Origin of the sequence: Pelagovum pacificum (assembly GCF_016134045.1) — a bacterium.
Taxonomy (GTDB): Bacteria; Pseudomonadota; Alphaproteobacteria; order Rhodobacterales; family Rhodobacteraceae; genus Oceanicola; species Oceanicola pacificus_A.
Genome location: NZ_CP065915.1, coordinates 2,148,715 through 2,171,476, shown reverse-complemented (window position 1 = coordinate 2,171,476; position 22,762 = coordinate 2,148,715). Strand labels below are relative to the sequence as shown.

Below are 22,762 nucleotides of genomic sequence, written 5' to 3'. Positions count from 1 at the left end.
CAGGCCACGCCGACAAGCGCGCAAGGCGCGGCAGGCATGGACCCCGTCGTGGTGGCGTACCAACGATCGGGGGACTTCCTTACGGACGTACCCCTGATGACGACCACAGATCTGACCCCCGTGTTCGACGGCCACAACGATGCGCTTCTCCGACTGGCCTCCGCCGCGCGGGCCGGAGAGCCGATCGACTTCGTGACCGGCGACGCCAGCCTGCAAGTCGACCTCCCGAAAGCGGAGGAGGGCGGCCTGCGCGGAGGCATGTTCGCGCTCTTCGCGCCGAACTCGGGCAAGTTCGACGTCTCCGGCGGCCTCAGCTCCATGCCGGCCTTCCCGCCGATCACGCGGGACGAGGCGACGCCGTGGATGGAAGAGATGATCGCTCTTGCCGACGACCTCGTCGCGCGATCATCGGGGCGGGTCCGCAAATGCACGACCGCCGCGGATCTTGCGGCGGCCGAGTCACAGGATCAGCTCGCCATGGTGCTTCATATCGAAGGGGCGGAGGCGCTGTCGCCGGACCTGTCGGACTTCGACCGCTGGTGCGACCTCGGCGTGCGCTCCATCGGACCGGTCTGGAGCCGTCCGAACGCCTTCGCCGAGGGTGTGCCCTTCGCGTTCCCCGGTGACCCGGATGTCGGTGGTGGCCTGTCGGATGCGGGTAAGCAACTGCTCGCCGCCATGGACGAACGCGGCATGATCTTCGATCTCTCCCACCTCAACGCGGCCGGGGTGCGCGACGTGGCGAAGCTTTCCCGTCTGCCTCTGGTCGCGACGCACAGCGCGGTTCACGAGATCTGCCCCTCGCCGCGCAACCTGACGGACGAGCAACTGCGCATGATCGCCGACAGCGGTGGCTTGGTCGGGCTCAACTTCCACGTCGGCTTCCTTCGTACCGACGGCGCGGTCGGGGGCTTACAGCTGGACCTGGCGGAACTGGTGCGCCACCTCGACCATCTTCTCGCGTTTCTCGGCGAAGAGGGTGTCGCGCTGGGCTCGGACTATGACGGCGGCGTGCCGCCGGGCGACATCGCCTCCGCCGCGCGGTTGCAGGCGCTGCCCGCTGCGCTGCGGGAGGCGGGCTATTCGGAGGACCTGATCGAGCGTATCTGCTGGCGCAACTGGCGGTCCATGCTGGCGCGCGTCTGGGGCAACTGACAGCGCCGGCCACCCGGCCCGGGCGGGCGTCGGGGCGAAATCCCATTGAACCCGGCCGCGATCCGCGAAACACCGACGCTGTGCACGGGGCAGGGCGGCGCTGCGCTGTCGGAGGTCGCGGAGGAGGTGGCTAGATGACGAGGCTGGATGTCATCACGATCGGACGGTCAAGCGTCGATCTCTACGGGGCGCAGGTCGGTGGCCGGCTCGAGGACATGGGCTCTTTCCAGAAGTATATCGGCGGCAGCCCGACCAACATGGCCTGCGGCACCGCCCGTCTTGGCCTGAAGTCCGCCGTCCTGACCCGCGTCGGGGACGAGCACATGGGTCGTTTCATCCGCGAGGAGCTGGAGCGCCACGGCGTCGACGTCTCGGGCGTCGTCACCGACCCGGAGCGGCTGACCGCGCTGGTTCTGCTCGGCATCCGAGACGAGGACCAGTTCCCGCTGATCTTCTACCGCGAGAACTGCGCCGACATGGCGCTCTGCGAAGACGACGTGGACGAGAGCTTCCTGACCTCCGCCCGCTCGGTCGTCGCCACGGGCACTCACCTCAGCAATCCAAGAACCGAGGCGGCGGTGCTGAAGGCGCTGAAGATCGCGCGCGCGGCGGGACTGAGGACTGCGCTCGACATCGACTATCGTCCGAACCTCTGGGGCGTGGCGGGACATGGCGACGGTGAAAGCCGTTTTGTCGAGAGTGCCAAGGTCACGGCGAAGTTGCAGGAATCGCTGCATTACTTCGACCTGATCGTTGGCACGGAGGAGGAGTTCCACATCGCCGGCGGCTCCACCGACACGCTCGAGGCGTTGCGCGCCGTGAGGGCGGTCTCCGACGCGACGCTGGTCTGCAAGCGCGGACCGATGGGCGCATCGGCGTTCGAGGGCGAGATCCCCGGCGACCTCGATGCGGGCCAGACCGGGCCGGGTTTCCCGATCGAAGTTTTCAACGTCCTCGGCGCCGGTGACGGCTTCATGTCGGGGCTGCTGAAAGGCTGGCTCGACGGAGAGGACTGGCCGACCACTCTGAAATACGCCAACGCCTGCGGCGCCTTCGCCGTCTCGCGGCACGGCTGCACGCCCGCCTACCCGAGTTGGGAGGAGCTGCAGTTCTTCCTCGAGCGCGGGATCGTCCGCCCCGACCTGCGCAACGACACCGAGCTCGAACAGGTCCACTGGGCCACCAACCGGCGCGGCGACTGGTCGACGCTGCGGACCTTTGCATTCGACCACCGCCTGCAACTGGAAGAGATGACCGGTTACAGCCCGGAAAAGGGCGGCGCGTTCAAGCAGCTCTGCCTCGACGCCGCGCTGCGGGTGCAGGATGGTCGGGCGGGCTATGGCATCCTCTGCGACAACCGGATCGGCAAGGCGGCGCTTCACCGCGCCTCCGGCAGCGGTCTGTGGGTCGGCCGGCCGACCGAATGGCCCGGATCCCGGCCGCTCGAGCTGGAGCCGGAGCTCGGCCCCGATTGCGGTGGCCTCTATGAATGGCCGCGTGAGAACGTGGTGAAGCTGCTGGTCTTCTGCCATCCCGACGACGACGCCGAGACCCGTGCCGCGCAGGAGGCGACGGCGCGGCGCCTCTTCACCGCGGCGCGGCGCAACGCGCTGGAATTCCTGCTGGAAGTCATTCCGTCCAAGGTCGGACCGGTCGACGAAGCCACGACCGCGACGCTGATCCAGCAATTCTACGACGCCGGCATCTATCCCGACTGGTGGAAGCTGGAGCCGTTCCGCACCGAAGATGCGTGGCACAAGGCTGTCGAAGCGATCGAGCGGAACGATCCCCGTACCCGTGGTATCGTCGTTCTCGGCCTCGACGCGCCGGAAGCGGAGCTGGCGGAGAGTTTTGCCCTTGCGGCGCGGCAGCCTCTCGTGAAGGGCTTTGCCGTGGGGCGCACGATTTTCGGCGACGCCGCGCGCGCCTGGATGGCTGATGAAATGACGGATGAGGAGGCCGTCGCGCAGATGTCGGCGCGTTTCGCGCGGCTCTGCGACATCTGGGACGAGGCACGCGATGCCGCGCGCCGCCGCGCCGACTGAGGGAGAGGGAACATGACGCAGACGATCCGGCTGACTGCCGCACAGGCGATGGTGAAATGGCTCTCGGTCCAGATGACCGAGGAGGGCGAGCGCTTCATCGAGGGGATGTGGGCGATCTTCGGACACGGCAACGTCGCCGGGGTAGGGGAGGCGCTGCACCGCTACCGTGACGATCTCCCCACGTGGCGCGGCCAGAACGAGCAGACGATGGCCCACGCCGCGATCGCCTATGCGAAGACGAAGAAACGCCGCCGCGCTCAGGCGGTGACGACCTCCATCGGGCCGGGCTCCACCAATATGGTGACGGCCGCCGCGCTCGCGCATGTGAACCGCCTGCCGCTACTCATGGTTTGTGGCGATGTCTTTGCCAATCGCCGTCCTGATCCGGTGCTCCAGCAGGTCGAAGACTTCGATGACGGCACGGTCAGCGCGAATGACGCATTCCGCCCGGTGGTGCGCTACTTCGACCGGATCACCCGCCCGGAGCATCTGCTGACCTGCTTGCCGCGCGCGCTTTCGGTGATGACGGACCCGGCGAACTGCGGGCCCGTCTGCCTTGCCTTCTGCCAAGACGTGCAGGCGGAGGCCTACGATTACCCGGAGTCCTTCTTCGAGCCGAAGGTCTGGCGCATCCGCCGACCCGAACCCGACCCGCGCGAAGTCGCGGACGTGGTCGCCGCGCTCCGCGCCGCCAAGCGTCCATTGATAGTCTCGGGCGGTGGCGTGCTCTATTCCGGCGCGGAGGACACGCTCGCCGCCTTCGCAGAGGCGCACGACATCCCCTTCGTGGAGACGCAGGCCGGCAAGGGCGGCCTCAGCTGGGAAGACGCGCGCAACTTCGGCTCGCCCGGCGTGACGGGATCGGCCTGCGGCAACGCGCTCGCGGCAGAGGCCGACCTCATCATCGGCGTCGGTACGCGCTTTCAGGATTTCACTACCGGCTCGTGGACCCTGTTCGGCGGCGACCGGAAACTCGTTTCGATCAACCTCCACGGCTACGACGCGACCAAGCATGGCGCGATCGCCTGCGTCGGCGACGCGCGCACGACGCTCGAGAAGATCGGCGCGCAGCTCGGCGAGCTGACCTTCGGCTGGCAGAAAGCCGAGGCCCGGACTGACTGGCACGAAACGGTGCGGACGGTGACCGCCGCACCGAACCACGACGGCCTGCCGACCGACGCGCAGGTGATCGGCGCCGTGCAGCGGGTCGCGACCGGGGACAGCATCGCGATGTGCGCCGCCGGCACGATGCCTGGCGCGCTGCAGGTGCTTTGGCAAGCAGCCAAGGGCGGCTACCACATGGAATACGGCTATTCCTGCATGGGCTACGAGATCGCCGGCGCGATGGGCATCAAGCTGGCCGCGCCCGAGAAAGAGGTGATCTGCTTCGTCGGGGACGGGTCCTACATGATGGCGAACTCCGAACTCGCCACTGCCGTGATGCGCCGTGTGCCCTTCACCGTCGTGCTGACCGACAATCGGGGCTATGGTTGCATCAACCGGCTCCAGCAGGAACGCGGCGGTGCCGAGTTCAACAACATGTATGTCGACAGCAACGTCGAGGCGCAGCCCGAGATCGACTTCGTCGCCCACGCCGCCGCCATGGGCGCCCACGCCGAGAAGGCCGCCACCATCGCCGAGCTTGAGGCCAGGATCGCAGAGGCCCGTGGGCGGGACATCCCGTCGGTCATCGTCATCGACACCGAGGCGACCTCCGGCACCGGGGCAGGGGGCCACTGGTGGGACGTCGCCGTGCCAGAGGTCGGCGGGCCGGAGCGGCTGGACGCCGCGCGCGCCGACTACGAGAAGAACATGCTCCTGCAACGTACATTCGACTGAGGCCACATGATCCGGTTCGGCACCAACCCTATCGCCTGGGCAAACGACGACGACACGTCCATCGGGGCGGACATCCCGGCCGAGCGCATCCTGCACGAAGCCGGAGAGCTGATCGGTTTCGACGGGATCGAGAACGGCCACCGCTGGCCCGCCGACCCAGAAGAGCTGAAGGAGCTTCTGGGCGGCCACGGGCTGGTCTTCGTCTCCGGCTGGTACTCGACCGAGCTTCTGACCCGCAGCGTGCAAGAGGAATTCGCGGCCGTCGCGCCGCACCTCGCCCGCCTCAAGGCGAATGACAGCAGAGTCTGCATCGTCTGCGAATGCTCCAACACGGTACATGGCAGCCCGGATGTCGCCGCCAACGACCGTCCGCGCCTGACAGACAAAGAGATGACGGCCTTCGGTGAGAAGATGGAGGCCTTCGCAGCTCTTCTCGCCGACGAAGGGATCACGCTCGCCTACCACCACCACGTCGGCACCGTGGTTGAATCGCCCGAGGACATCGACGCCTTCATGGCCGCGACAGGTCCGGCAACGCACCTGCTGTTCGATTCCGGCCACTGCGCCTTCGGCGGCGGCGACCCGGAGGAGGTGCTGCGCCGCCACGTTCGCCGCGTCGCACATGTCCACGCCAAGAACATCCGCCCTGACGTCACAGCCCGCGTCCGCGCAGAGGGCCTGTCGTTCCTCGACGGCGTCCTCGCCGGCGCCTTCACCGTGCCCGGCGACCAGGACGGCGCGATCAACTTCGAGCCGCTGCTCGCGATACTGGCCGGGGCGGGGTATGACGGCTGGATCGTGATCGAGGCGGAGCAGGACCCGGCCATGCGCAACCCGCTGCTCTACCAGACGCTGGGCCTGCACACGCTCCGTCGGATCGCCGGCAAGGTGGGCCTGATCTGATGCTGGACACCAACGATCCCTTCTATCGTCCCTTGTGGATCCGTGTCGCGATCGTCGCCGTCACCTTCTGCTGGGCCGTGATCGAGACGATCGGCGGGAACGTCTTGTTCGCCATGCTCTCCGGTGCGATTTGCCTCTATGCCGGCTGGCGCTTGTTCATCACCTACGACCCGGACGCGGCGGGGCGCACCGACACCGACAAGCCCGAGGACTGACATGCCCGACCTTCTTCACCGCCCTTTCGGCACCCACGGCAAGGTGCATGAGATCACGCCCGCGTCCGCTGGCTGGCGCTACGTCGGCTTCTCCCTCTACCGCCTGCGCGCGGGCGAGACGGCGTCCGAGGCGACGGGCGACCGGGAAGTGATCCTCGTGATGGTGGAGGGCAAAGCGACGATCTCGGGCGCCGGACAGGACTGGGGCGAACTCGGCGACCGGATGAATGTGTTCGAGAAGTCGCCGCCGCATTGCCTCTACCTGCCGGATGGCACTGACTGGTCGCTCGAAGCGACGACCGACTGCGTCGTCGCGGTCTGCTCCGCCCCTGGCAAGGGCGGCCATGCGGCGCGGCGTATCGGCCCCGACGGCATCACGCTTACCCCGCGCGGGGAAGGCACCAACACGCGCCACATCAACAACATCGCGATGGAGAACGAGGATTATTGCGACAGCCTGCTGGTGACGGAGGTCTTCACCCCCGCCGGCCACTGGTCCTCCTACCCGAGCCACCGCCACGACGAGGACGATTTCCCCCGGATCACCTACCTCGAGGAAACCTATTACCACCGCCTCAACCCCGCGACCGGCTTCGGCATCCAGCGCGTCTACACCGACGATCTGCAACTGAACGAGACGATGGCCGTCCACGACGGCGACGTCGTCTGCGTCCCCCGCGGTCACCACCCCTGCGGCGCCCCGCACGGGTTCGAGATGTACTACCTCAACGTGATGGCCGGCCCCTTGCGCAAATGGCGCTTCGTAGCCGCGCCGGAGGTCGAACATCTGATGTGAGCGCTGGTGAAGAGCTGGTCACCCGGCTCATTTCCGATTGCCCGGAAGGTCAAATCCGCGAACCGAAACCGCGTCAGCAGCCGCCCCATCAGGTCCGCGATGGAAATCCGAACGCCGGTAGCACTGGACCACGTCCCTGAGAGCAGCAGGCTCCAGAACCTAGATCTGATCGTCTCACACAAAGAGATGCCAAGCCATTTACCGATGCCCCGAGGCTTCGAACCGGACCGTCAGGGCGCCGTCCGGTTGGCGTGATCTTTCACGACCTTCCGATGAAGCAATTCGTTCCTCAACCGAGGTCACGCCTCGAACGGCAGAGCGTCTCCGATGGCAGCTCTCCGAACTGTTCCCGGTAAAGGGCGCTGCATCGTCCCAGATGCACGAGGCCGGCATCCAGTGCTGCCGACGTCACAGTCGTGCCGGGGTTACCGGCCTTCAGGGTGGCGTTCATAGTCGCAAGGCGCAGTTTCGACAGATGCGCACGTGGTGTCTCGCCGAGCCGTTGAAGGAAGGCGCGTTGCAATGTCCTTGGAGTGACCCCCGCCAGGTCGGCGATCGACTGGATCGTCATGGGCTCCGACAGGTTGGCACGCATGATATCGTGAGCCTCGCTGACGATCCGGCCGGGACCGCTCGCGCAAGACCCGTGCGGTGGCTCAGAGAACGCCGCAGTGATGAGCATGTCCCAGAGGTCGCTCAGCAGGGCCGCGGCCAGCGCGGTTTGCCGGCCGTGGAGGGGACCGGGTTGGTCGACGAGTTCCATCAGGAAGCAGAGAAGATGGGACATCTGTCGCGTGCAGCCGTTTCCCCGGATCAGGGCGGAGACCGATCGGTTGGGCCAGTCATACGCGGCATTTGACGGGCCGATGATCGTGTAGCTCTGGTAGGTGCGGCAGCGCTTTCCCGGCATGAGGCGGCTGCGGCGCTCGGATGGGCCGATGATGAAGGCGTCCCCGGCAATCGTCCGGAAGGTGTGCCCGTCAGCCTCGACCTCCGAATGACCGCTCACCGGGAGGGTTATGGCCGTCCTGCTGTCCTCGAAGAACCGGGCCTCGTGGCCCGTGGAGTTCACCGCCACGATGCGCAGACGAGACGGGCCGAAATCCAGGGTCCGGTGGGTCAGATGACCGGTCCGCGCGAAGAAGCGGAAATCCTCTGTCCGGGCGAACAGGCCCGGTGGGGCGGAAGATGTGTCGAACGTCGACCGGCTCGTCTGGGGGATGTCGTCGAGCATGGGATCCGGATCGGGGGACCAAGTGACTGTCAGTTCAACTTTGAGTGGACACGGACGCCCACGTCGTTTCAAGCGCAAAGGGGAAAGTCTGTCGCATATCGGACAATGTGTCGTCGCACCGCGGATTGCTGATGGGCCGGTCTCCAATGAAACTCGTACGGGGCGAACCGACGACACGCCGGTTCCAGGTCCATCCGCAACGGGAGGCAGAATGCCAGGTAGACCAGTACGCCAGCCGGCTGGCGGGGTCATGGGAGGAACGCCACCAGCGGGACTTCAGAGCGACATTACCGATGCCAAGACGCTCCGGCGCATGACGATCGCTGTCGCCGTTTGCCTTGCCCCCCTCGTGGCCCATGCAGAGGAGGGACCCGCTTTCGATTGTGCCGAAGCGGAGGGCAGCGTCGAGCAGCTGATCTGCGCCGAACCAGATCTCGCGGCGCTCGACCGGCGGATGGCCGACCGGTTCGCTGCGGCCGTCGCGGTCGCCGAGGGGCTCGATACCGACGCGGAGGAGACGGTGCGCACCTTGCGCGCCTATCAGCGCGGCTGGATCTCGGGGCGCGACGAATGCTGGAAGGAAACCGACGTCGCGGGATGCGTGCGCCGCGAATATCTCTTCCGCGAGGCCCAGCTGGTGGCCGAGTTCCTTCTCGAGCCGGCGAGCAATGTCACGGAGTACAGCTGCGCCGACGGGTCAGCGCTGACAGTCACACTCTTCGAAACTCAGCTAACCGCGATGCGGGTAGAGCAGGGGGATCGGGTCGGTGTCGGAGGAGCAGCGGGTCCCGAAGCCCCGGGAACCTTTTATCTGCAGCCGATGGGCAGCTTCGTTGTCGGGCCGGACGGTGCGGAGCTGGTCGACCCATACGGCGATGCGGTGGCCTGCGAGGTCTCGGGATGAAGCTCGCGGAGGACCGACATGATCCGGTCCGGGATCGCAAGGACCTGCGACACGGAACTGACGGACTCGCGCGCTGCCATGACACTGGTCGCGTCGCGTTGCGTCTGCGCCAGGGGCTCACCGCTAACGACCCACGGCAACGCCGAAAATGCCTCGACGGGCCCTCGCGGTCCCAGCTGGGACGGAGGATGCGCTTTCTCACTGCCGCGTCCCGCCACCAGCACGGGCGGTTTCCGAGCCAGCGGAAATGCTCGACGGATCCCGATTTCCCGGGCACTTTCGAAGTCCGACCGAGACTTTTTTCGAACCCGCCGACTGACTGAATCCTCCAAGTCTCCGATCAAGGACCCCTCACATGACCCCCGACCAGCTCGTTGCGGTACTCATCTCCCTGGTGACCGGGGCGTCCGACCCTGACCTCGACGCCCTCCGCGACGGCGGCTTCGACGAGCGGTATCCGCTCACGGTGGAAGCCTGCCCGCGCCCCCTCGGCCCTTTGGAAGTGGAGGGGCAGACCGTGATCTGCGGCCGCATCTCGGTGCCCGAGGACCACGGCGCGGAGGGGGGCGAGACCATCCCGCTGGCCTTCGCGGTGTTGAAGTCGCGGTCGCAGGCCCCTGCGCCGGATCCGGTGATCTACCTGCATGGGGGGCCCGGCGGTTTCACCGTGCAGGAGATCCCGTTCAACGCCTCGATCTTCGATTTCCTGCGTGACCGCCGGGACATCGTGATCTTCGACCAGCGCGGCGCCGGTATCTCGGACCGGACCATTGCCTGCTATACCGAGCTGGCGACGGACTTCATGGACTTCGCCCGCCCCGATGAAGAGACGATGTTCGACGCTGACCAGCCGATGGCGAAATGCGTGGGCGAGATCTACGACAGCGGGGTCGACCTGCCGCTCTACAACACGACGCAGAGCGCCCAGGACGTCCGCGCGATCATGGATACGCTGGGCTATCCGACCTACAACGCCTTCGGCATTTCCTACGGCACCAAGCTGGCGATGGAACTGGCCCGGAGCGCGCCACGGGGCCTGCGCGCGGTGGTCATCGACAGCATCAGCATGGTCGACAATCCGGCCTACGACACCAACGCCGTCCCCGTGGACGAAGCGCTTGGCTGGATCGTGGATTTCTGTGCCGAGGACGCGGCATGCGCCGAGGCCTTCCCCGACCTCGAGGGCGACATCGCGACAGCGGGCGAGGTGCTCGCCTCGGGCGAGCTGATGATCCTGGGCGAACCGGCAGGGCCGGACATCATTACCGGCCTGCTCGATATGAGCAACAAGACCGCCGGACCGTTCACGACCTACATGCCGGCGATCCTTCATGAACTGGCTGCAGGCGAGACGACCACGTTGACCATGCTGCTGACCGGCGGCTTCACGCCGGACAACTCGGTCCCTGCCATCATGGCCCAGATCAGCGATGCGCTCAGCGACACCGACGCGGTCATCGCCGAGGTGCTGTTGATGCAGGCCGAACAGATGCGCAGCCAGGTGGCGACGGCAGGCAAGCTCCTCACGACGCTGTCAGACGACATCTCTCCCTCTGGCGCCGCCGACACCGAGATCCTGCTGGACGAGGCCTTGTCCGAGGTCGTGAAGGGCATGGAAGAGGCCGAGGTGCTGAGGCTCCTCTCCGGCTACGCCGCGTTGATCGGGCAGGAGCCCGACAAGGACGCGATCAGCCTCCTCGTCAGCCAGTACTTTCCGGAAACCGAACTTCCCCGGCTGATGGCGCTCGTCGCCGCGATGACCGAAGAAGACGTGATCGCCTTTTACGACCGCGCGAAGATCGACGCGGCGCGGATCACCTCGCAGGCCCGGATAATGGTCACCCTCGGGATCATCGCCTGTCAGGAGGATTTCCCGTTCAATTCGGTCGAGGGCTACGACGAGGTCGCAACAACCTACCGTTTCCCCGTCATCGACGCGCCGACGCGCGAGGAGAACCTTCCGCTCTACGAGTTCTGCGGGCTCTTCGAGCCGCAGCCTCGCGAGGGGTTCCACGAGCCGATCACAACGGAACTTCCGGTGCTTGCGATGTCCGGAACGAAGGACACACAGACCAACTCGACGGCCGCCGAAACGGTCACGTCCACCTTGCCGAACGGGCAGGCTGTGCTGTTCCCCGAGGCGGGCCACGCAACCATCCAGTTCTCGCAATGCGCGAAGGACGTGGCGGAATCCTTCATCGAAGCGCCGGATGCACCGGTGAACGCCGCCTGCACCGAGGCGCTCAAGCCGACATTCTACATCCCGCCCACGCCCGCCAGCGACGACCCGGACGGCGAGTAAGACAGACGATCCCTCTTAGTGCCCCTCATCCCCGAAACCAGGAGAGACCCATGACCTTGAGATCATCAGCCGCCTTGATGGTGTTGCTCGCCGCACTTGCCGGTTGCGTGGAGGGGACGCAGAACGCCGTCACCACCAACAGTTCCGGCGGATCGGCCAGCGGGACGATCCTCCCCCGAGGCGACGGGGGCTTCGCTCTCAGCTTCACGACCGCAGGCCAGACCTGCACGGCGAGCTACAATCGGGTGGTGCCCGGTGGGACCGAAGTGGCGCCGGTCAGATGCACGGGGGACGGAAGCGGGAACGCGACCCTCATCTATGCGGCCGACGGAAGCCCGGACCGCGCAACCTTCGGTGGTCTCGGTATAGGAAGCGGCACGCTCGTATTCTAGGATCGAAAGGGCGGCCGTCGGGCCGCCCGCATCGGCACTCGCCGGACAAAGCACTGGAGATGGCATGACCCCTGAACAGATCCTGGCCCTCATCGCCTCGCTTTCCGGCGAGCCGGACCCCGCGGCATTCGAGCAGCTTCGCAACGGCGGGGCCGATCCGGACTACCCGGTGGCGATCATCGACTGCCCCCGCCCGGTCGTCCCCGACGAGATCGAGGGCGAGACCGTGATCTGCGGCACTGTCACCGTGCCCTACGATCACCGTGACCCCGAGGGCAGGACGATCACCATCGCGTTCAACCTATACAAGGCGGAGTCGCTCTCGCCCGCGCCGGACCCGGTGATCTATCTGCACGGCGGCCCGGGGGACGGCGCCGTCCGGTCCCTCGGCCGTACGATCGAGCTCTTCCAGCACCTGCGCGGGCGCCGGGACATCATCGCCATCGACGAGCGCGGCGTGGACAACAGCGCGCCCGAGATGGACTGCTACGACACCTTCAGCGCGCAGCTTCAGACGGTGCTCGACATGCAGTCCGGCGCAACTCCGCCGCAGTGGGAAGACGCCTTCGTCGAAGGCTGCCTGGCCGAACTGGACGAACGCGGCATCGACATCTCGCTCATCAATACCGAGCAGAACGCTATGGACGTGCCCGCCGTCATGTCGGCGCTCGGCTACGACACCTACAACATCTACGGCGCCTCCTACGGCACCAAGCTGACGCAGGAGGTGCTGCGCCAGAACCCGCCCGGCATCCGGTCCGCCGTCATCGACGGCAACGCGCCGCCCTGGCTGCCGCTCTATTCGATGTTCTGGCAGGCCCATTCGGATGCGATCAGGTATTCCTTCGGGCCTTGCGAGGCCGATCCGGTCTGCGCCGAGGCCTACCCCGACATCGTCGACCGGACCTTCCAGCTGTTCGAGACGCTTTACGATGAGCCAATCCAAACCTCTACCGGTGAGGAGGTCACCTTCTTCGACGCCTATGCCGTGATCGACCAGCGCGGCACGTACGGCGGCGAGTTCTACGGGCTGACCCCATGGCTGCCGCTGATGGTGAGCCAGCTCGAGAACGGCGAGACGGAGATCATCGAACAGATCATTGCCGGGCAGCTTCCGCCTGAGACCGACACGCCCGAGGCGATCCGCTCCAGCGCCGCCGCCGCGGGCCTGAGCGCCGCCGAGATGGCGCAGGTCGATGCCATGCTTGCCGCCGCCGAGCATATCAACCTGGCCGAAGACACGGTCGAGACAGCAGCCCGCGCCCTCGAAAGCGCGCGCGACGGCGACAGCCGCGGCGCCGACCTGGCCGAGATCTTCGACGATCGCCTCGGCGCTGCCGTTGCCGCGCTCGACACCCAGGAGGCGCGGATCGAGGCGGGCCAGGCCTACCTGAACCTGCGGTTCGAGGAGCCCTCGACAGACCTGCTGGTCACCCTCGTCGAAACGCACCTGCCGACGGACGCGGCGACCGAGCTCGCCGCCATGGCGCGGCAATTGTCGCCGGAGGGGGTCGATCGTGTGTTCGAGCTGGTCGAGGCCGACAACCGCGCCGCCTACGACACGCTGGAATACCAGTTCCAGACCTTCGTCTATGCCTGCCAGGAGGATTTCTCGGACGGGTTCAACTCCCGCGAGCGGATGGCCGAACTGATGGAAGAGGACGGCTCCTGGGGGCCGAACATGCGGAGCGTGTTCGTCGATTACTACGGCGAGACCTTCATCGACCACTGCGCCCTGTTCGAAAAGCACCCGCGCGAGAACTGGACGGTGCCCGTGTCGACGGACCTCCCCGTCCTGTCCATGAACGGTGAACTCGACATCAACACGGCAGCCAGCTGGGGGATCATGGCGGTCGAGGACTTCTCCAACGCGCAGGTGGTGATCGTCCCCGAATCCGCCCACGGCACGATGCGCTACAGCCAGTGCGCCCGCGACATCGCCGTCGCCTTCCTCGACAACCCGGAGGAGGAGGTGGACACCGCCTGCATCCCCGGAGAGCGGGCGCCGGTAATGCTGCCCGACGGCACGATGCACCAGTTGACCCAATGACCTTGCGGCGGCGCGGAATGACCCCGCGCCGCGACCCCGGCCCACGCGAAAGAGACACCAGACATGACCCCTGAACAAATCCTGGCCCTGATCGCGGCGCTGTCCGGCGAGCCCGATCCATCCGCCTTCGCAGGTCTGCGCGACGGTGGCTTCGACAGCGCCTACCCGGTCGAGATCGTGCCGTGCAACCGGCCCGTCGTGCCCAACGAGATCGAGGGCGAGACGGTCATCTGCGGCACCGTGGACGTGCCCGTCGATCACGACGCGCCGGGGGACGACACCTTCACGATCCGGTTCGATCTCTACAAGGCACGCTCGCTCTCGCCGGAGCCCGACCCGGTCATGTACCTCCACGGCGGCCCGGGCGACGGCATTGCGACCAAGACCATCGCAGGCGGCCGGATCTTCGACTTCCTGCGGGAGCGTCGCGACATCGTCACCATCGACGAACGCGGCGTGGATTCGAGCGCGCCCGAGATGGACTGCTACGGCACGCTCGCCACTGACCTCGAGGACGTCGTCGCGCTCGTGTCGGGGACGGGCACGGGCCCGCTGCCGGGCGAGTTCCTGACCGCCTGCCTCGAGGAGCTCGACGCGCGAGGAATCGACTACACCAAGATCAACACCTACCAGAACGCTCGCGACGTGCCGGCGGTGTTGGCCGCCCTCGGCTACGACACGTACAACCTCTACGGCGGCTCCTACGGGACGAAGCTCGCTATGGAGATCCTGCGTCAGGATCCGCCGGGGTTGCGGTCCGTCGTCATCGACGGGAACGCGCCGCCCTGGATGGAGATTTATTCCAGTTTCTGGGAATCGCACGCCTCGCCCATCAGCGTGAGCCTGTCGCCCTGCGAGCGCGACCCGGTCTGTGCCGAGGCCTATCCCGATATCGTGGCCCGCACCTTCGCGCTGCTCGATACCCTGGCGGAGACACCGATCGAGACGGCGAGCGGCGACATCGACTACGGGGCGATCCTCGATCTCTTCGAGGGACGCAATGATCCCTACGGGCCGCTCCGGGGGCTGACGCCCTACATTCCGCTCATGGTCACGCAGCTCGAACAGGGCGACACGACGCTCTTCGACCAGGCCCGAGCCGGGACGCTGATCCCGAAGACCGACGCTGCCTCGGTTCGCGCGCAGGCCGCCGCCGCGGGACTGGGGCAGGCCGAGATGGCGCAGGTCGAGGCGATGCTCTCCGCGGCCGAACACGTCCGCCTTGCGAGCGAGACGGTCACCGCCGCCGCGCAGGCGCTCGAGGCGGAGCGGGACTCCGATGCCATCAACGCCGGACTGGCCGAGATCTTCGACGACCGGCTGGCGGCGGCCATCACCGCCATGCCCGACGCGACCGACCGGATCGCGGCGGGGCGCGACTACCTGGACCTGCGGTTCGTCGAGCCCTCCGTACCGGCGTTGACGTCCCTTATAGCGGAACACTTCGACGGCGATGTCGCGGAAGACCTGACCAGCCTCGCGCGTCAACTGGCGCCCGGCGACGTCGACCGGGTGTTCCAGCTTGTCGAGGTCGACAATGCCGGCACGATGGCCAACCTCGAAGGCAGCTTCCAGCTCTTCCTCTACGCCTGCCAGGAGGATTTCGTCGGCGGGCGCAACACCCGCGAGACCTTCGCCGAGACGATGGCCGCGGACGGACGCTGGGGCCCGAACATGCAGCAGGAGCTGCTGGGCGGCTACGGCTTCTTTTGGGACGCCTGCCCGGCGTTCGAGCCTCAGCCGCGGGACAACTGGCCCCTTCAGGCTGAGACCGACGTGCCGGTCCTGGCGATGAACGGCGAGGTCGACAGCAACACCGCGCCAGTCTGGGGCGAACGCGCGATCGAGACCTTCTCGAACGCCACCAACGTGATGGTTCCCGAATCCGGCCACGGCACGATCCTCTTCAGCCAGTGCGCCCGCGACATCTCGGCCGCGTTCATCGCGGATCCGGAGGGCGACCTCGATACGTCCTGCGTCGAGGGCGAACGCCTTCCCGTGATGCTGCCCGACGGCACGATGCACGCGTTGCCCTATTGAGGGCTCGCACAGAACATCAGGAGGCCGAGATGACCCGCGCCGACGCGCCTTCGACCCATCGCCTTGGCTGGACGCTCGCGACCCTCGCCGGCTGGATGGCGATCACCTTCCTAGGCGCCTGGCTCTTTCACCCCGGCGAGGAGTCGCTCGACGAGCTCGTGACGAGCGGCATCTCCTGGCAGCTCGTCGCGGCCTGCATCTTTCTCGTCGCGATGATCCGCTGGCAGGGCTGGCACGACCTCGGCTTCCGCTCGCCGGCACCGGGCACGCTCAGGCTGCTCTGGTTGCCGCTCCTGATGGTTGGTCTGCTGTTGCTGTTGGCCGCGGCAGCCGGGCTTCCGCCGATCTCCGCGATCCTCTTCATCCTGGTGAACACGCTGGTCGTCGGTTTCTCCGAAGAGACGATGTTCCGCGGTGTCCTTTTCCGGACGCTCTGGGGACGGATGTCGGTCTGGCCGGCGATCCTTGTGACCTCCGTCCTGTTCGGTGCGGTTCACGTTCTGAACGGCTTCATCACCGGGTCGTTCGGCAATGCCATGGCACAGGCCGTGTTGGCCGGATGCTCCGGCATCCTGTTCGTCGCGATCCTTCTGCGAACCGGCTCGATCTGGGTCGCGATCGTCTACCATGCGCTTTGGGACACGGCGACGTTCCTCGTCGTCGCCGGCGCCCTCACCTCAGACGAGGCGACGCAGGCCTCCGAAACCGCGTCCGTCGGAGGCGTCGCCGCGACCTTGATGCCTCTCCTGCTCGTCCTGCCGAACCTGCTCTACGCGCTCTGGCTGCTTCGCAAGGTCCACAAAGATCCACCGCCCGGCGCCCAGACCCTGTAGCATCGCCGTGGGACCGACCATGCGTCTGATTTTGACAGCCACTTCCGGCGGCCGCGGTCCTTCAAGCCAGCCTAGGCGACGGCCGACAGGCGACGAGGGCGCAGGGCAGGGGCGACGATCCCTGCCATCACGATGAGCCCGAAGACGACCAGCATGGCGGACCGCAGCCCGTAAAGCTCGCCCAGCAGACCCAGGAACGGTGGTCCCACGAGAAACGCGATGTAGCCGCAGAAGGTCACGACACGGACCCGACCGGTCGTGTTGCCTCCCGATGCACCGGCGGCGGAGATGGCCACGGGGAAGCCAAGAGAGGTGCCCAGCCCCCACAGGACAACCGAGACGGCGGCCAGTTCGGGAACGGGTGCAAAGATCACTGCGGCCAGCCCCAGCCCGCACAGGACGGCGCTGCCCCGGATGACGGCCGCGGGTCCGAACCGCTCCAGGAAATAGCCGCCCGAGAACCGGCCGACGGTCATCGCCGACGCGAAGCCGACGAACACCAGCCCACCGATGGCGGGCGAGAAGCCGTGCTCGTCGACCATGAGGATGGGAAGCCAGTCGTTCGCGGCGCCTTCGGCAAGGGCCACGGCGAGGACGACGATCCCGATCAGATAGACCTGGAGGTCCTTCCAGTAGGTGTCGTCGGCAACGGAACGGTCCTCGTCGGTCCCGGTCGTGCGCGTCAGCCCCGTGCCCTCCGGGATCCAGCGCATGCAAACGACGATCGGCGCGATGGAGAGAGCGGTGACCAGGCAAAGATGCCAGACGACCGGCACCTGGAGGGCTGCCATCCCGAAGCCGAACAGCGCCCCGACTACCGTGCCGAGGCTGAAGCAGCCGTGCAGCGCATGCATCAGGGTGCGGCCCGAGGCCTGCTCGACCTTCGCCCCGTCCACGTTGATCGCGATCTCGCAGCCGCCCATGCCGAACCCGAACAACGCCAGGCCGAGCGCGACGAGCGGGGCCAGTCCGATCGCGACCCCCGAAGCGAGGACGAACATGCCGACGATGATCAGCCACATCCCGATGAAGGTGATCCTGCGCGTGCCGAACCGTCCGACGGCCGCCCCTGCCATCAACAGCCCCGACATCGACCCCGCCGACAGCCCCAGAAGTACGAGCCCCATCTGGGCCAGCGAAGCCTCGATCCCGTCCCGGATGGCCGGTGTCCGGGTGACCCAGCTGGAAATCGTGATCCCCGGGATGAAGAAGAACACGAAGAGTGCGGCCCGCCATTTGCGGAGATCGTCTGTCATTGGAATAAGCTCTGACCGGAGGGGTGTCCGGGTCTTCTACGGCTCCTGTCCCGGATTGCCAATTGACCGTCTACGACGACGGACGCTGCCCCCTGACCGCTGCCAGTCAGTCGATCTGCACCCGGCTTTCGGCGAACAGCGCGCTGACCCAGTCGAGGAACACCTTCAACCTGAGCGAGACGCGTCTATCGGCGGAATGTATCGCGTTGAGCGGCATCGGTTCAGGGCGGCAATCGCCGAGCACTTCGACCAACGCGCCGGAGGCGAGGTCTGCCGCGAAGCGGTATTGCGGGGCCTGGATAAGCCCCAGACCCTGACGCGCAAGTTCCGCCGCCGTGTCGGAGTTGTCCGTCGAGACGACGCACTCGATGTGGCGACGGTGCACTGTTCCCTGGTGGACGAATTCCAGCGGCATCACGTCGCCGGTGCGTGACGACAGGAAGCCCACCATCCGGTGTCCCGCCAGGGCATCGACGTCGCGGGGCGTGCCGTGGCGCGCGAGGTAGTCGGGGCTGGCGCAGGTGATCTCGGGCAACTCTCCCAGCCGTCTGCGCCTGAGGCTGCTGTCGTCGAGCTCACCCACGCGCAGGGCGCAATCCACCCCATCCTGCACGATGTTGGAGAAACGGTCGCTCTGCGAGAAGGCAATCGTGAGCCCGGGATACTCTTCCAGGAACGCGGGTAAATGCGGGACCAGGAAGGTCCGGGTCAGCAAACCGGAGGCGTCGATGCGCAGGTGGCCCGTGGGGCTGGCCGAGCCGAAGGCACCGAACGTCTCCTCGACCTCGGCGAGGATGTCGCGGGCCTTGATGTAGAACGCCTCTCCCTCCGGCGTGGGGGCCACGTGCCGCGTCGTGCGGGCGAGCAGGCGCACCCCGGTTTCCCGCTCCAGAAGGTTGATGGCGTTGGTCGCGGTGGAACGCGCGACGTTCAGGTCGCGCGCGGCCCGCGCGAAGCTGCCGGCCTCGACGATACGGGTGAAGAGCTCAAGTCGATCCAGCCGGTCCATCCACTTTGTTAGTCAGAGATGAATTATGATGTCAAATCTCGCGGCATTGTTCCGTTGCAAGCGCCCGCCTAGCTGTCGCTGGTCACAGAAGGAAACCAGCCATGACCCAGCAGATCAGAACCGCCATCGTCACGGGCGCCTCGCGCGGCATCGGGGCCGAGATCGCACGCCAGCTCGCGGCCGACGGGATCGCCGTCGCAGTCAATTACGCCAGCAGTCCCGACGCAGCCGAGGCCGTGGTCGCTGACATCACCGCGCAGGACGGGCGTGCCGTGGCGATACAAGCCGACCTCGCGGACCCGACGGCGGCCAAGCGCCTCTTCGACGCGGCCGAAACGGCGTTCGGGCATGTCGACATCCTCGTCAACAATGCCGGGACGATGAAACTGGCCCCGATCGCCGAGGTGGAGGAGGCACAGATCGACGCACAAGTCGCCCTGAACCTTGCCGCCCCGATCCGGCTGATGCGCGAGGCGGCGAACCGGATCGGGAAGGGCGGGCGGATCGTCAGCCTCTCTTCGTCTGTCGTCGGTCTCTACCAGCCGGGCTACGGCATCTACGCCGCGACCAAGGCGGGGATCGAGGCACTGACCCACGTGCTCGCCAAGGAGCTCGGACCGAAGGGGGTCACGGTCAACGCCGTCGCACCCGGCCCGGTCGGCACCGACTTCTTCCTGGCCGGCAAGAGCGATGCTCTGGTCGAGCAGATCGAGAAGATGAACCCCTTCGGCCGACTGGGCACGCCGACGGACATCGCCCTCGTCGTCCGCTTCCTCGCCGGAGAAGAGGCGGCCTGGATCAGCGGACAGGTCATCCGCGCCAACGGCGGCGTCGTCTGACGACCGATACCAAACCTTTTTCCTGAACACTCGCGCACACTGAAAGGACCGCACTCCATGCCATTCGTGAACATCAAGACACCCGAAGCCGGACTCACGCCGGCCCAGAAGGCCGAGATCGGCCACCGCGTGACGGACATGCTGGTCGAGTACTTTTCCGAAGCCGCACGCCCGCACACCATGGTCCTGATCGAAGAGGTCCAGGACGGCGGCTATTACCGTGCCGACGAGACCTTCGTCATACCGGATGACAACCGGGCCAGATGAGCCGGCATGTCCCGCCGGCTGCACATGTGGCCGGCGGGACCTTAACTTGCCACGAGCCTACCGACCGACATAGGCCGCGAGCTCCTCGGGCGTGCCTTGGGGAAATGCGTGTTTCAGCATGTCGAGGAACGCCGACACCCTGGCGCTGAGCAACCTGCGGGACGGATAGAGCGCCCATAGCGCGATGTCGGGCGCATCGACGTCACCCCAAGAGACCAGCCTGCCGCTGGCGATGTCATGACTGACGAGCGAGACAGGCAACCGTGCAGCGCCGACTCCCGCCAGAACGGCATCGCGGACCATGATCAACGACGACAGGCCGAGAACCGGATCGATCTTCATCGTCACGGGGCCGTCGGGCGTCTTCAGTGTCCAGCCGGCCCGGTCCGCGGTCGACCTCACGACCGCCGGCACCGGAGTATTTCCAGTGGGTCGCGGCAGATCGGGCCGCGCCACGACGACGAGCCGATCGTGAAGGAATGCGCGTCCGACGAGGCTTTCGTCCGGAGCGGGGTTTACCCGGATCACGAGGTCGATCCCTTCCTCGAACATATCCACGGCGCGATCCTCGGTCGTCACCTCGAGCCGCACCTCGGGATAGGCCAGCGCGAAGTCGGCGGCGATCTTGCCCACCGCGGTCTGCGAGAACAGCAGTGGCGCGCTGATGCGCAGCCGGCCGCGGGGCTTTTCGCCGCCTGACGCGACGGCTGCGGTCGCCTCTTCCATCTCCAGAAGCAACCGGCTGGTCCGCGCGTAAAGCGCACGGCCTTCCTCGGTCAGCTTAAGCGACCGACCGCCGCGTTCGAACAGGCGCAGGTCGAGCGCGGCCTCGAGCTCGGCCACCCGGCGCGACAGCGTGGCCTTGGGCCGCGTGGCTGCCCGCGCTGCCCGGCCGAAGCCCTCGTGGCGGGCGACAAGGGTGAAGTCGGCAAGGGCGAGCAGGTCCATCAGTCAGGGTTCCGGAATCAGTCACATCAGTTCTGAGTGTTCCACCAGTGGAACGCCGCGTCCAGATTGCGCGTCTGTTCGCAACTCCGTGGATCAATAAATTCCAAGCATCGAAACGACGAAACACCCAACCAGACAGGAGCTTCCCATGACCATCCTTGTTACAGGCGCCACCGGAAACGTCGGCCGCAACGTCGTCGAGCAGCTGGTCCAGCGCGGCGCCGAGGTGCGCGCGCTGGTCCGTGACACGGCAAAGGCGAACTTTCCCGAAGGCGTCGAGATCGCCCAGGGCGACCTTCTCGACGTCGATGCGCTGCGCGCCGCGATGTCGGGCGTCTCGACGCTCTTCCTGCTGAACGGGGTCGTGGCCGACGAATATACGCAGGCCCTCGTGACCCTCGCCACGGCGCGCGAGGCGGGGATCGAGCGGTTCGTCTACCTCTCGGTCATTCACAGCAACCTCTACGTGAACGTGCCGCACTTCGCCGGCAAGTTCGGGGTGGAGCGCATGATCGAGCAGATGGGCCTGAACGCCACCATCCTGCGCCCGGCCTACTTCATGGACAACGAGATCACGATCAAGGACGCGATTACGGGCTACGGCATCTACCCGATGCCGCTTGGTACCAAAGGGATCGCCATGATCGATGCCCGCGACATCGGCGAGATCGCGGCGATTGAGCTGGTGCGCCGCGAAGAGGCCGCCACGCCGCTACCGACAACCCGGATCAACCTCGTCGGTCCCGACACGCTGACCGGTCCCGCCGCCGCCGCGATCTGGTCCGACGTGCTGGGCCGCGAGATCGCCTATCCCGGTGAGGACACGGCCGGGTTCGAGCAGACGCTGCGGCAGTTCATGCCGTCTTGGATGGCGCTCGACATGCGACTGATGGCCGAACGCTTCGTGACCGATGGCATGGTGCCCGCGGCCGGTGACGTGGAACGGCTTGAAGCCATGCTCGGCCGTGCCCTGCGCACCTATCGCGACTACGTCGCCCAGATCCTGGGCTGACCTCTCTTCCAAACCTCCACAGGGGCGTGACGCCCCGCCGCATCAAAGGACCCATATCATGATCTATTCGACCGCCACCGTGCCGGTGAACCCCGCCGGCGAAACCCGACTGACCCGCGACCAGGTCTGGGCAGGGCTCGAGCTCAAGGCCCGCGACGCACGCGAGTTCCTGCCCCCCGGTCTCTGCACGCGGTGCGACGTGACCGAAGAGACCCCGACCCACTTCGTCCGCGACGCCACCATCGGCGGAAAGGACCTGCGCGAGATCATCACGCTGGAGTCCGGGCACAAGGTCACCTTCTTCCAGGCCACCGGCCCCCGCGAGGGCGCCATCATCAACGAGATCGTCGAAGACGAGGACGGAGCGCTGCAGTTGCGGTTCTACTGCTACCTCGGCCTGCGCGACGCGCAGCCCGGCGGCGCCGAGGAACAGGCAGAACAGGCACAGTTCGACAGCGAGACAGGCTACAAGGCAGCTCTGCTGTCGACGCTGAAGCGCACGCGCGCGCTTGTCGCGGAAGGGCGGCTCTGAAGGCTCGACCGGGCTGGATCACGCGCAATTACCCGGCGTCGCCATTGCGACCATGGAGGGACCATCGCGCGAAGTGAGGTCGTCGACTTCGTCGTCGATCAGATCGAGAGCGATGCCTTCGTCGGCAAGACACCCCTGATCACGTGGTAGCTTGGCTGACATCCTGTGCCGATCCGGGTTGAGACCCGGGT

General features: G+C 66.6%; 21 protein-coding genes. 16 read left to right on the top strand and 5 right to left on the bottom strand.

The window, feature by feature from the left end:
• Positions 1 to 96: 96 nt before the first annotated feature.
• The 6 genes from I8N54_RS10690 (at position 97) to iolB (ending at position 6,953) form a co-directional block, all read left to right on the top strand.
• Positions 97 to 1,155, top strand: coding sequence for a dipeptidase (locus I8N54_RS10690; RefSeq protein WP_197097421.1), 1,059 nt, complete (start codon positions 97 to 99; stop codon positions 1,153 to 1,155).
• 134 nt (positions 1,156 to 1,289) lie between these two features.
• A complete protein-coding gene (locus I8N54_RS10685) occupies positions 1,290 to 3,200 on the top strand; it encodes a bifunctional 5-dehydro-2-deoxygluconokinase/5-dehydro-2-deoxyphosphogluconate aldolase (RefSeq protein WP_140192577.1) in 1,911 nt (636 codons plus the stop codon).
• Positions 3,201 to 3,212: 12 nt separating this feature from the next.
• Positions 3,213 to 5,039 carry a 3D-(3,5/4)-trihydroxycyclohexane-1,2-dione acylhydrolase (decyclizing) gene (gene iolD / locus I8N54_RS10680; RefSeq protein WP_140192578.1) on the top strand — a complete coding sequence of 609 codons (1,827 nt, stop codon included), beginning with the start codon at positions 3,213 to 3,215 and terminating at the stop codon, positions 5,037 to 5,039.
• 6 nt (positions 5,040 to 5,045) lie between these two features.
• Entirely contained in the window at positions 5,046 to 5,942 is an 897-nt protein-coding gene (gene iolE / locus I8N54_RS10675; RefSeq protein ID WP_140192579.1) for a myo-inosose-2 dehydratase, read from the top strand.
• The gene (locus tag I8N54_RS10670; RefSeq protein ID WP_140192580.1) at positions 5,942 to 6,157 is read left to right on the top strand and encodes a DUF3329 domain-containing protein; all 216 of its coding nucleotides are present in this window, start codon (positions 5,942 to 5,944) and stop codon (positions 6,155 to 6,157) included. Before iolE ends, I8N54_RS10670 begins: the two co-directional genes overlap by 1 nt.
• Before the next feature lies 1 nt (position 6,158).
• Positions 6,159 to 6,953, top strand: coding sequence for a 5-deoxy-glucuronate isomerase (iolB, locus tag I8N54_RS10665; protein ID WP_140192581.1), 795 nt, complete (start codon positions 6,159 to 6,161; stop codon positions 6,951 to 6,953).
• A gap of 289 nt (positions 6,954 to 7,242) precedes the next feature.
• On the opposite strand, the gene I8N54_RS10660 is transcribed toward iolB, so the two are convergent.
• On the bottom strand, positions 7,243 to 8,187 hold the full coding sequence (locus I8N54_RS10660; RefSeq protein ID WP_197097422.1) for a helix-turn-helix domain-containing protein: 945 nt from the start codon (positions 8,185 to 8,187) through the stop codon (positions 7,243 to 7,245).
• Positions 8,188 to 8,500: 313 nt separating this feature from the next.
• Here I8N54_RS10660 and I8N54_RS10655 point away from each other — a divergent pair, with 313 nt between their 5' ends.
• The 6 genes from I8N54_RS10655 to I8N54_RS10630 all read left to right on the top strand — a co-directional run bounded on the left by I8N54_RS10655 (position 8,501) and on the right by I8N54_RS10630 (position 16,708).
• Positions 8,501 to 9,091 (top strand): lysozyme inhibitor LprI family protein, encoded by a 591-nt coding sequence (locus I8N54_RS10655; protein ID WP_140192583.1) that lies wholly within the window; start codon positions 8,501 to 8,503, stop codon positions 9,089 to 9,091.
• Between the two features lie 355 nt (positions 9,092 to 9,446).
• Positions 9,447 to 11,393, top strand: coding sequence for an alpha/beta hydrolase (locus I8N54_RS10650; RefSeq protein ID WP_140192584.1), 1,947 nt, complete (start codon positions 9,447 to 9,449; stop codon positions 11,391 to 11,393).
• A 50-nt stretch (positions 11,394 to 11,443) separates the two neighbouring features.
• On the top strand, positions 11,444 to 11,785 hold the full coding sequence (locus I8N54_RS10645) for a hypothetical protein (RefSeq protein WP_140192585.1): 342 nt from the start codon (positions 11,444 to 11,446) through the stop codon (positions 11,783 to 11,785).
• Between the two features lie 64 nt (positions 11,786 to 11,849).
• Positions 11,850 to 13,835, top strand: coding sequence for an alpha/beta fold hydrolase (locus I8N54_RS10640; RefSeq protein ID WP_140192586.1), 1,986 nt, complete (start codon positions 11,850 to 11,852; stop codon positions 13,833 to 13,835).
• Between the two features lie 63 nt (positions 13,836 to 13,898).
• Positions 13,899 to 15,875, top strand: a complete 1,977-nt coding sequence (locus tag I8N54_RS10635; RefSeq protein ID WP_140192587.1) for an alpha/beta fold hydrolase — start codon at positions 13,899 to 13,901, stop codon at positions 15,873 to 15,875.
• Positions 15,876 to 15,904: 29 nt separating this feature from the next.
• Positions 15,905 to 16,708 carry a CPBP family intramembrane glutamic endopeptidase gene (locus I8N54_RS10630; RefSeq protein WP_140192588.1) on the top strand — a complete coding sequence of 268 codons (804 nt, stop codon included), beginning with the start codon at positions 15,905 to 15,907 and terminating at the stop codon, positions 16,706 to 16,708.
• A gap of 71 nt (positions 16,709 to 16,779) precedes the next feature.
• Here I8N54_RS10630 and I8N54_RS10625 read toward each other — a convergent pair whose 3' ends face one another.
• Positions 16,780 to 17,964 (bottom strand): MFS transporter, encoded by a 1,185-nt coding sequence (locus I8N54_RS10625; RefSeq protein ID WP_140192589.1) that lies wholly within the window; start codon positions 17,962 to 17,964, stop codon positions 16,780 to 16,782.
• 106 nt (positions 17,965 to 18,070) lie between these two features.
• On the bottom strand, positions 18,071 to 18,973 hold the full coding sequence (locus tag I8N54_RS10620) for a LysR family transcriptional regulator (RefSeq protein WP_140192590.1): 903 nt from the start codon (positions 18,971 to 18,973) through the stop codon (positions 18,071 to 18,073).
• A 101-nt stretch (positions 18,974 to 19,074) separates the two neighbouring features.
• Between I8N54_RS10620 and I8N54_RS10615 the strand changes: the two genes are divergently transcribed.
• Positions 19,075 to 19,812, top strand: a complete 738-nt coding sequence (locus tag I8N54_RS10615; RefSeq protein ID WP_140192591.1) for an SDR family oxidoreductase — start codon at positions 19,075 to 19,077, stop codon at positions 19,810 to 19,812.
• A gap of 57 nt (positions 19,813 to 19,869) precedes the next feature.
• Positions 19,870 to 20,079, top strand: a complete 210-nt coding sequence (locus tag I8N54_RS10610) for a tautomerase family protein (protein ID WP_140192592.1) — start codon at positions 19,870 to 19,872, stop codon at positions 20,077 to 20,079.
• 57 nt (positions 20,080 to 20,136) lie between these two features.
• On the opposite strand, the gene I8N54_RS10605 is transcribed toward I8N54_RS10610, so the two are convergent.
• A complete protein-coding gene (locus I8N54_RS10605) occupies positions 20,137 to 21,027 on the bottom strand; it encodes a LysR family transcriptional regulator (RefSeq protein WP_140192593.1) in 891 nt (296 codons plus the stop codon).
• Between the two features lie 148 nt (positions 21,028 to 21,175).
• Here I8N54_RS10605 and I8N54_RS10600 point away from each other — a divergent pair, with 148 nt between their 5' ends.
• Positions 21,176 to 22,039 carry an SDR family oxidoreductase gene (locus I8N54_RS10600; protein WP_140192594.1) on the top strand — a complete coding sequence of 288 codons (864 nt, stop codon included), beginning with the start codon at positions 21,176 to 21,178 and terminating at the stop codon, positions 22,037 to 22,039.
• A gap of 58 nt (positions 22,040 to 22,097) precedes the next feature.
• Complete coding sequence (locus tag I8N54_RS10595; RefSeq protein ID WP_140192595.1) at positions 22,098 to 22,571, top strand: AtaL-like protein; 474 nt, start codon at positions 22,098 to 22,100, stop codon at positions 22,569 to 22,571.
• Between the two features lie 18 nt (positions 22,572 to 22,589).
• Here the strand turns inward: I8N54_RS10595 and I8N54_RS10590 are convergent, their stop codons facing one another.
• A complete protein-coding gene (locus I8N54_RS10590) occupies positions 22,590 to 22,733 on the bottom strand; it encodes a hypothetical protein (protein WP_197097423.1) in 144 nt (47 codons plus the stop codon).
• Between the last annotated feature and the right edge of the window lie 29 nt (positions 22,734 to 22,762).

Excerpts from the sequence above, each read along its gene's own strand:
- I8N54_RS10620 (WP_140192590.1), bottom strand. The coding sequence starts at position 18,973 with ATGGACCGGCTGGATCGACTTGAGCTCTTCACCCGTATCGTCGAGGCC.
- I8N54_RS10595 (WP_140192595.1), top strand. The coding sequence starts at position 22,098 with ATGATCTATTCGACCGCCACCGTGCCGGTGAACCCCGCCGGCGAAACC.
- I8N54_RS10645 (WP_140192585.1), top strand. The coding sequence starts at position 11,444 with ATGACCTTGAGATCATCAGCCGCCTTGATGGTGTTGCTCGCCGCACTT.
- I8N54_RS10610 (WP_140192592.1), top strand. The coding sequence starts at position 19,870 with ATGCCATTCGTGAACATCAAGACACCCGAAGCCGGACTCACGCCGGCC.
- I8N54_RS10635 (WP_140192587.1), top strand. The coding sequence starts at position 13,899 with ATGACCCCTGAACAAATCCTGGCCCTGATCGCGGCGCTGTCCGGCGAG.
- iolB (WP_140192581.1), top strand. The coding sequence starts at position 6,159 with ATGCCCGACCTTCTTCACCGCCCTTTCGGCACCCACGGCAAGGTGCAT.
- I8N54_RS10630 (WP_140192588.1), top strand. The coding sequence starts at position 15,905 with ATGACCCGCGCCGACGCGCCTTCGACCCATCGCCTTGGCTGGACGCTC.
- I8N54_RS10690 (WP_197097421.1), top strand. The coding sequence starts at position 97 with ATGACGACCACAGATCTGACCCCCGTGTTCGACGGCCACAACGATGCG.
- I8N54_RS10660 (WP_197097422.1), bottom strand. The coding sequence starts at position 8,187 with ATGCTCGACGACATCCCCCAGACGAGCCGGTCGACGTTCGACACATCT.
- I8N54_RS10640 (WP_140192586.1), top strand. The coding sequence starts at position 11,850 with ATGACCCCTGAACAGATCCTGGCCCTCATCGCCTCGCTTTCCGGCGAG.
- I8N54_RS10670 (WP_140192580.1), top strand. The coding sequence starts at position 5,942 with ATGCTGGACACCAACGATCCCTTCTATCGTCCCTTGTGGATCCGTGTC.
- iolE (WP_140192579.1), top strand. The coding sequence starts at position 5,046 with ATGATCCGGTTCGGCACCAACCCTATCGCCTGGGCAAACGACGACGAC.
- I8N54_RS10655 (WP_140192583.1), top strand. The coding sequence starts at position 8,501 with ATGACGATCGCTGTCGCCGTTTGCCTTGCCCCCCTCGTGGCCCATGCA.
- I8N54_RS10685 (WP_140192577.1), top strand. The coding sequence starts at position 1,290 with ATGACGAGGCTGGATGTCATCACGATCGGACGGTCAAGCGTCGATCTC.
- I8N54_RS10605 (WP_140192593.1), bottom strand. The coding sequence starts at position 21,027 with ATGGACCTGCTCGCCCTTGCCGACTTCACCCTTGTCGCCCGCCACGAG.
- I8N54_RS10600 (WP_140192594.1), top strand. The coding sequence starts at position 21,176 with ATGACCATCCTTGTTACAGGCGCCACCGGAAACGTCGGCCGCAACGTC.
- I8N54_RS10625 (WP_140192589.1), bottom strand. The coding sequence starts at position 17,964 with ATGACAGACGATCTCCGCAAATGGCGGGCCGCACTCTTCGTGTTCTTC.
- I8N54_RS10615 (WP_140192591.1), top strand. The coding sequence starts at position 19,075 with ATGACCCAGCAGATCAGAACCGCCATCGTCACGGGCGCCTCGCGCGGC.
- I8N54_RS10650 (WP_140192584.1), top strand. The coding sequence starts at position 9,447 with ATGACCCCCGACCAGCTCGTTGCGGTACTCATCTCCCTGGTGACCGGG.
- iolD (WP_140192578.1), top strand. The coding sequence starts at position 3,213 with ATGACGCAGACGATCCGGCTGACTGCCGCACAGGCGATGGTGAAATGG.
- I8N54_RS10590 (WP_197097423.1), bottom strand. The coding sequence starts at position 22,733 with ATGTCAGCCAAGCTACCACGTGATCAGGGGTGTCTTGCCGACGAAGGC.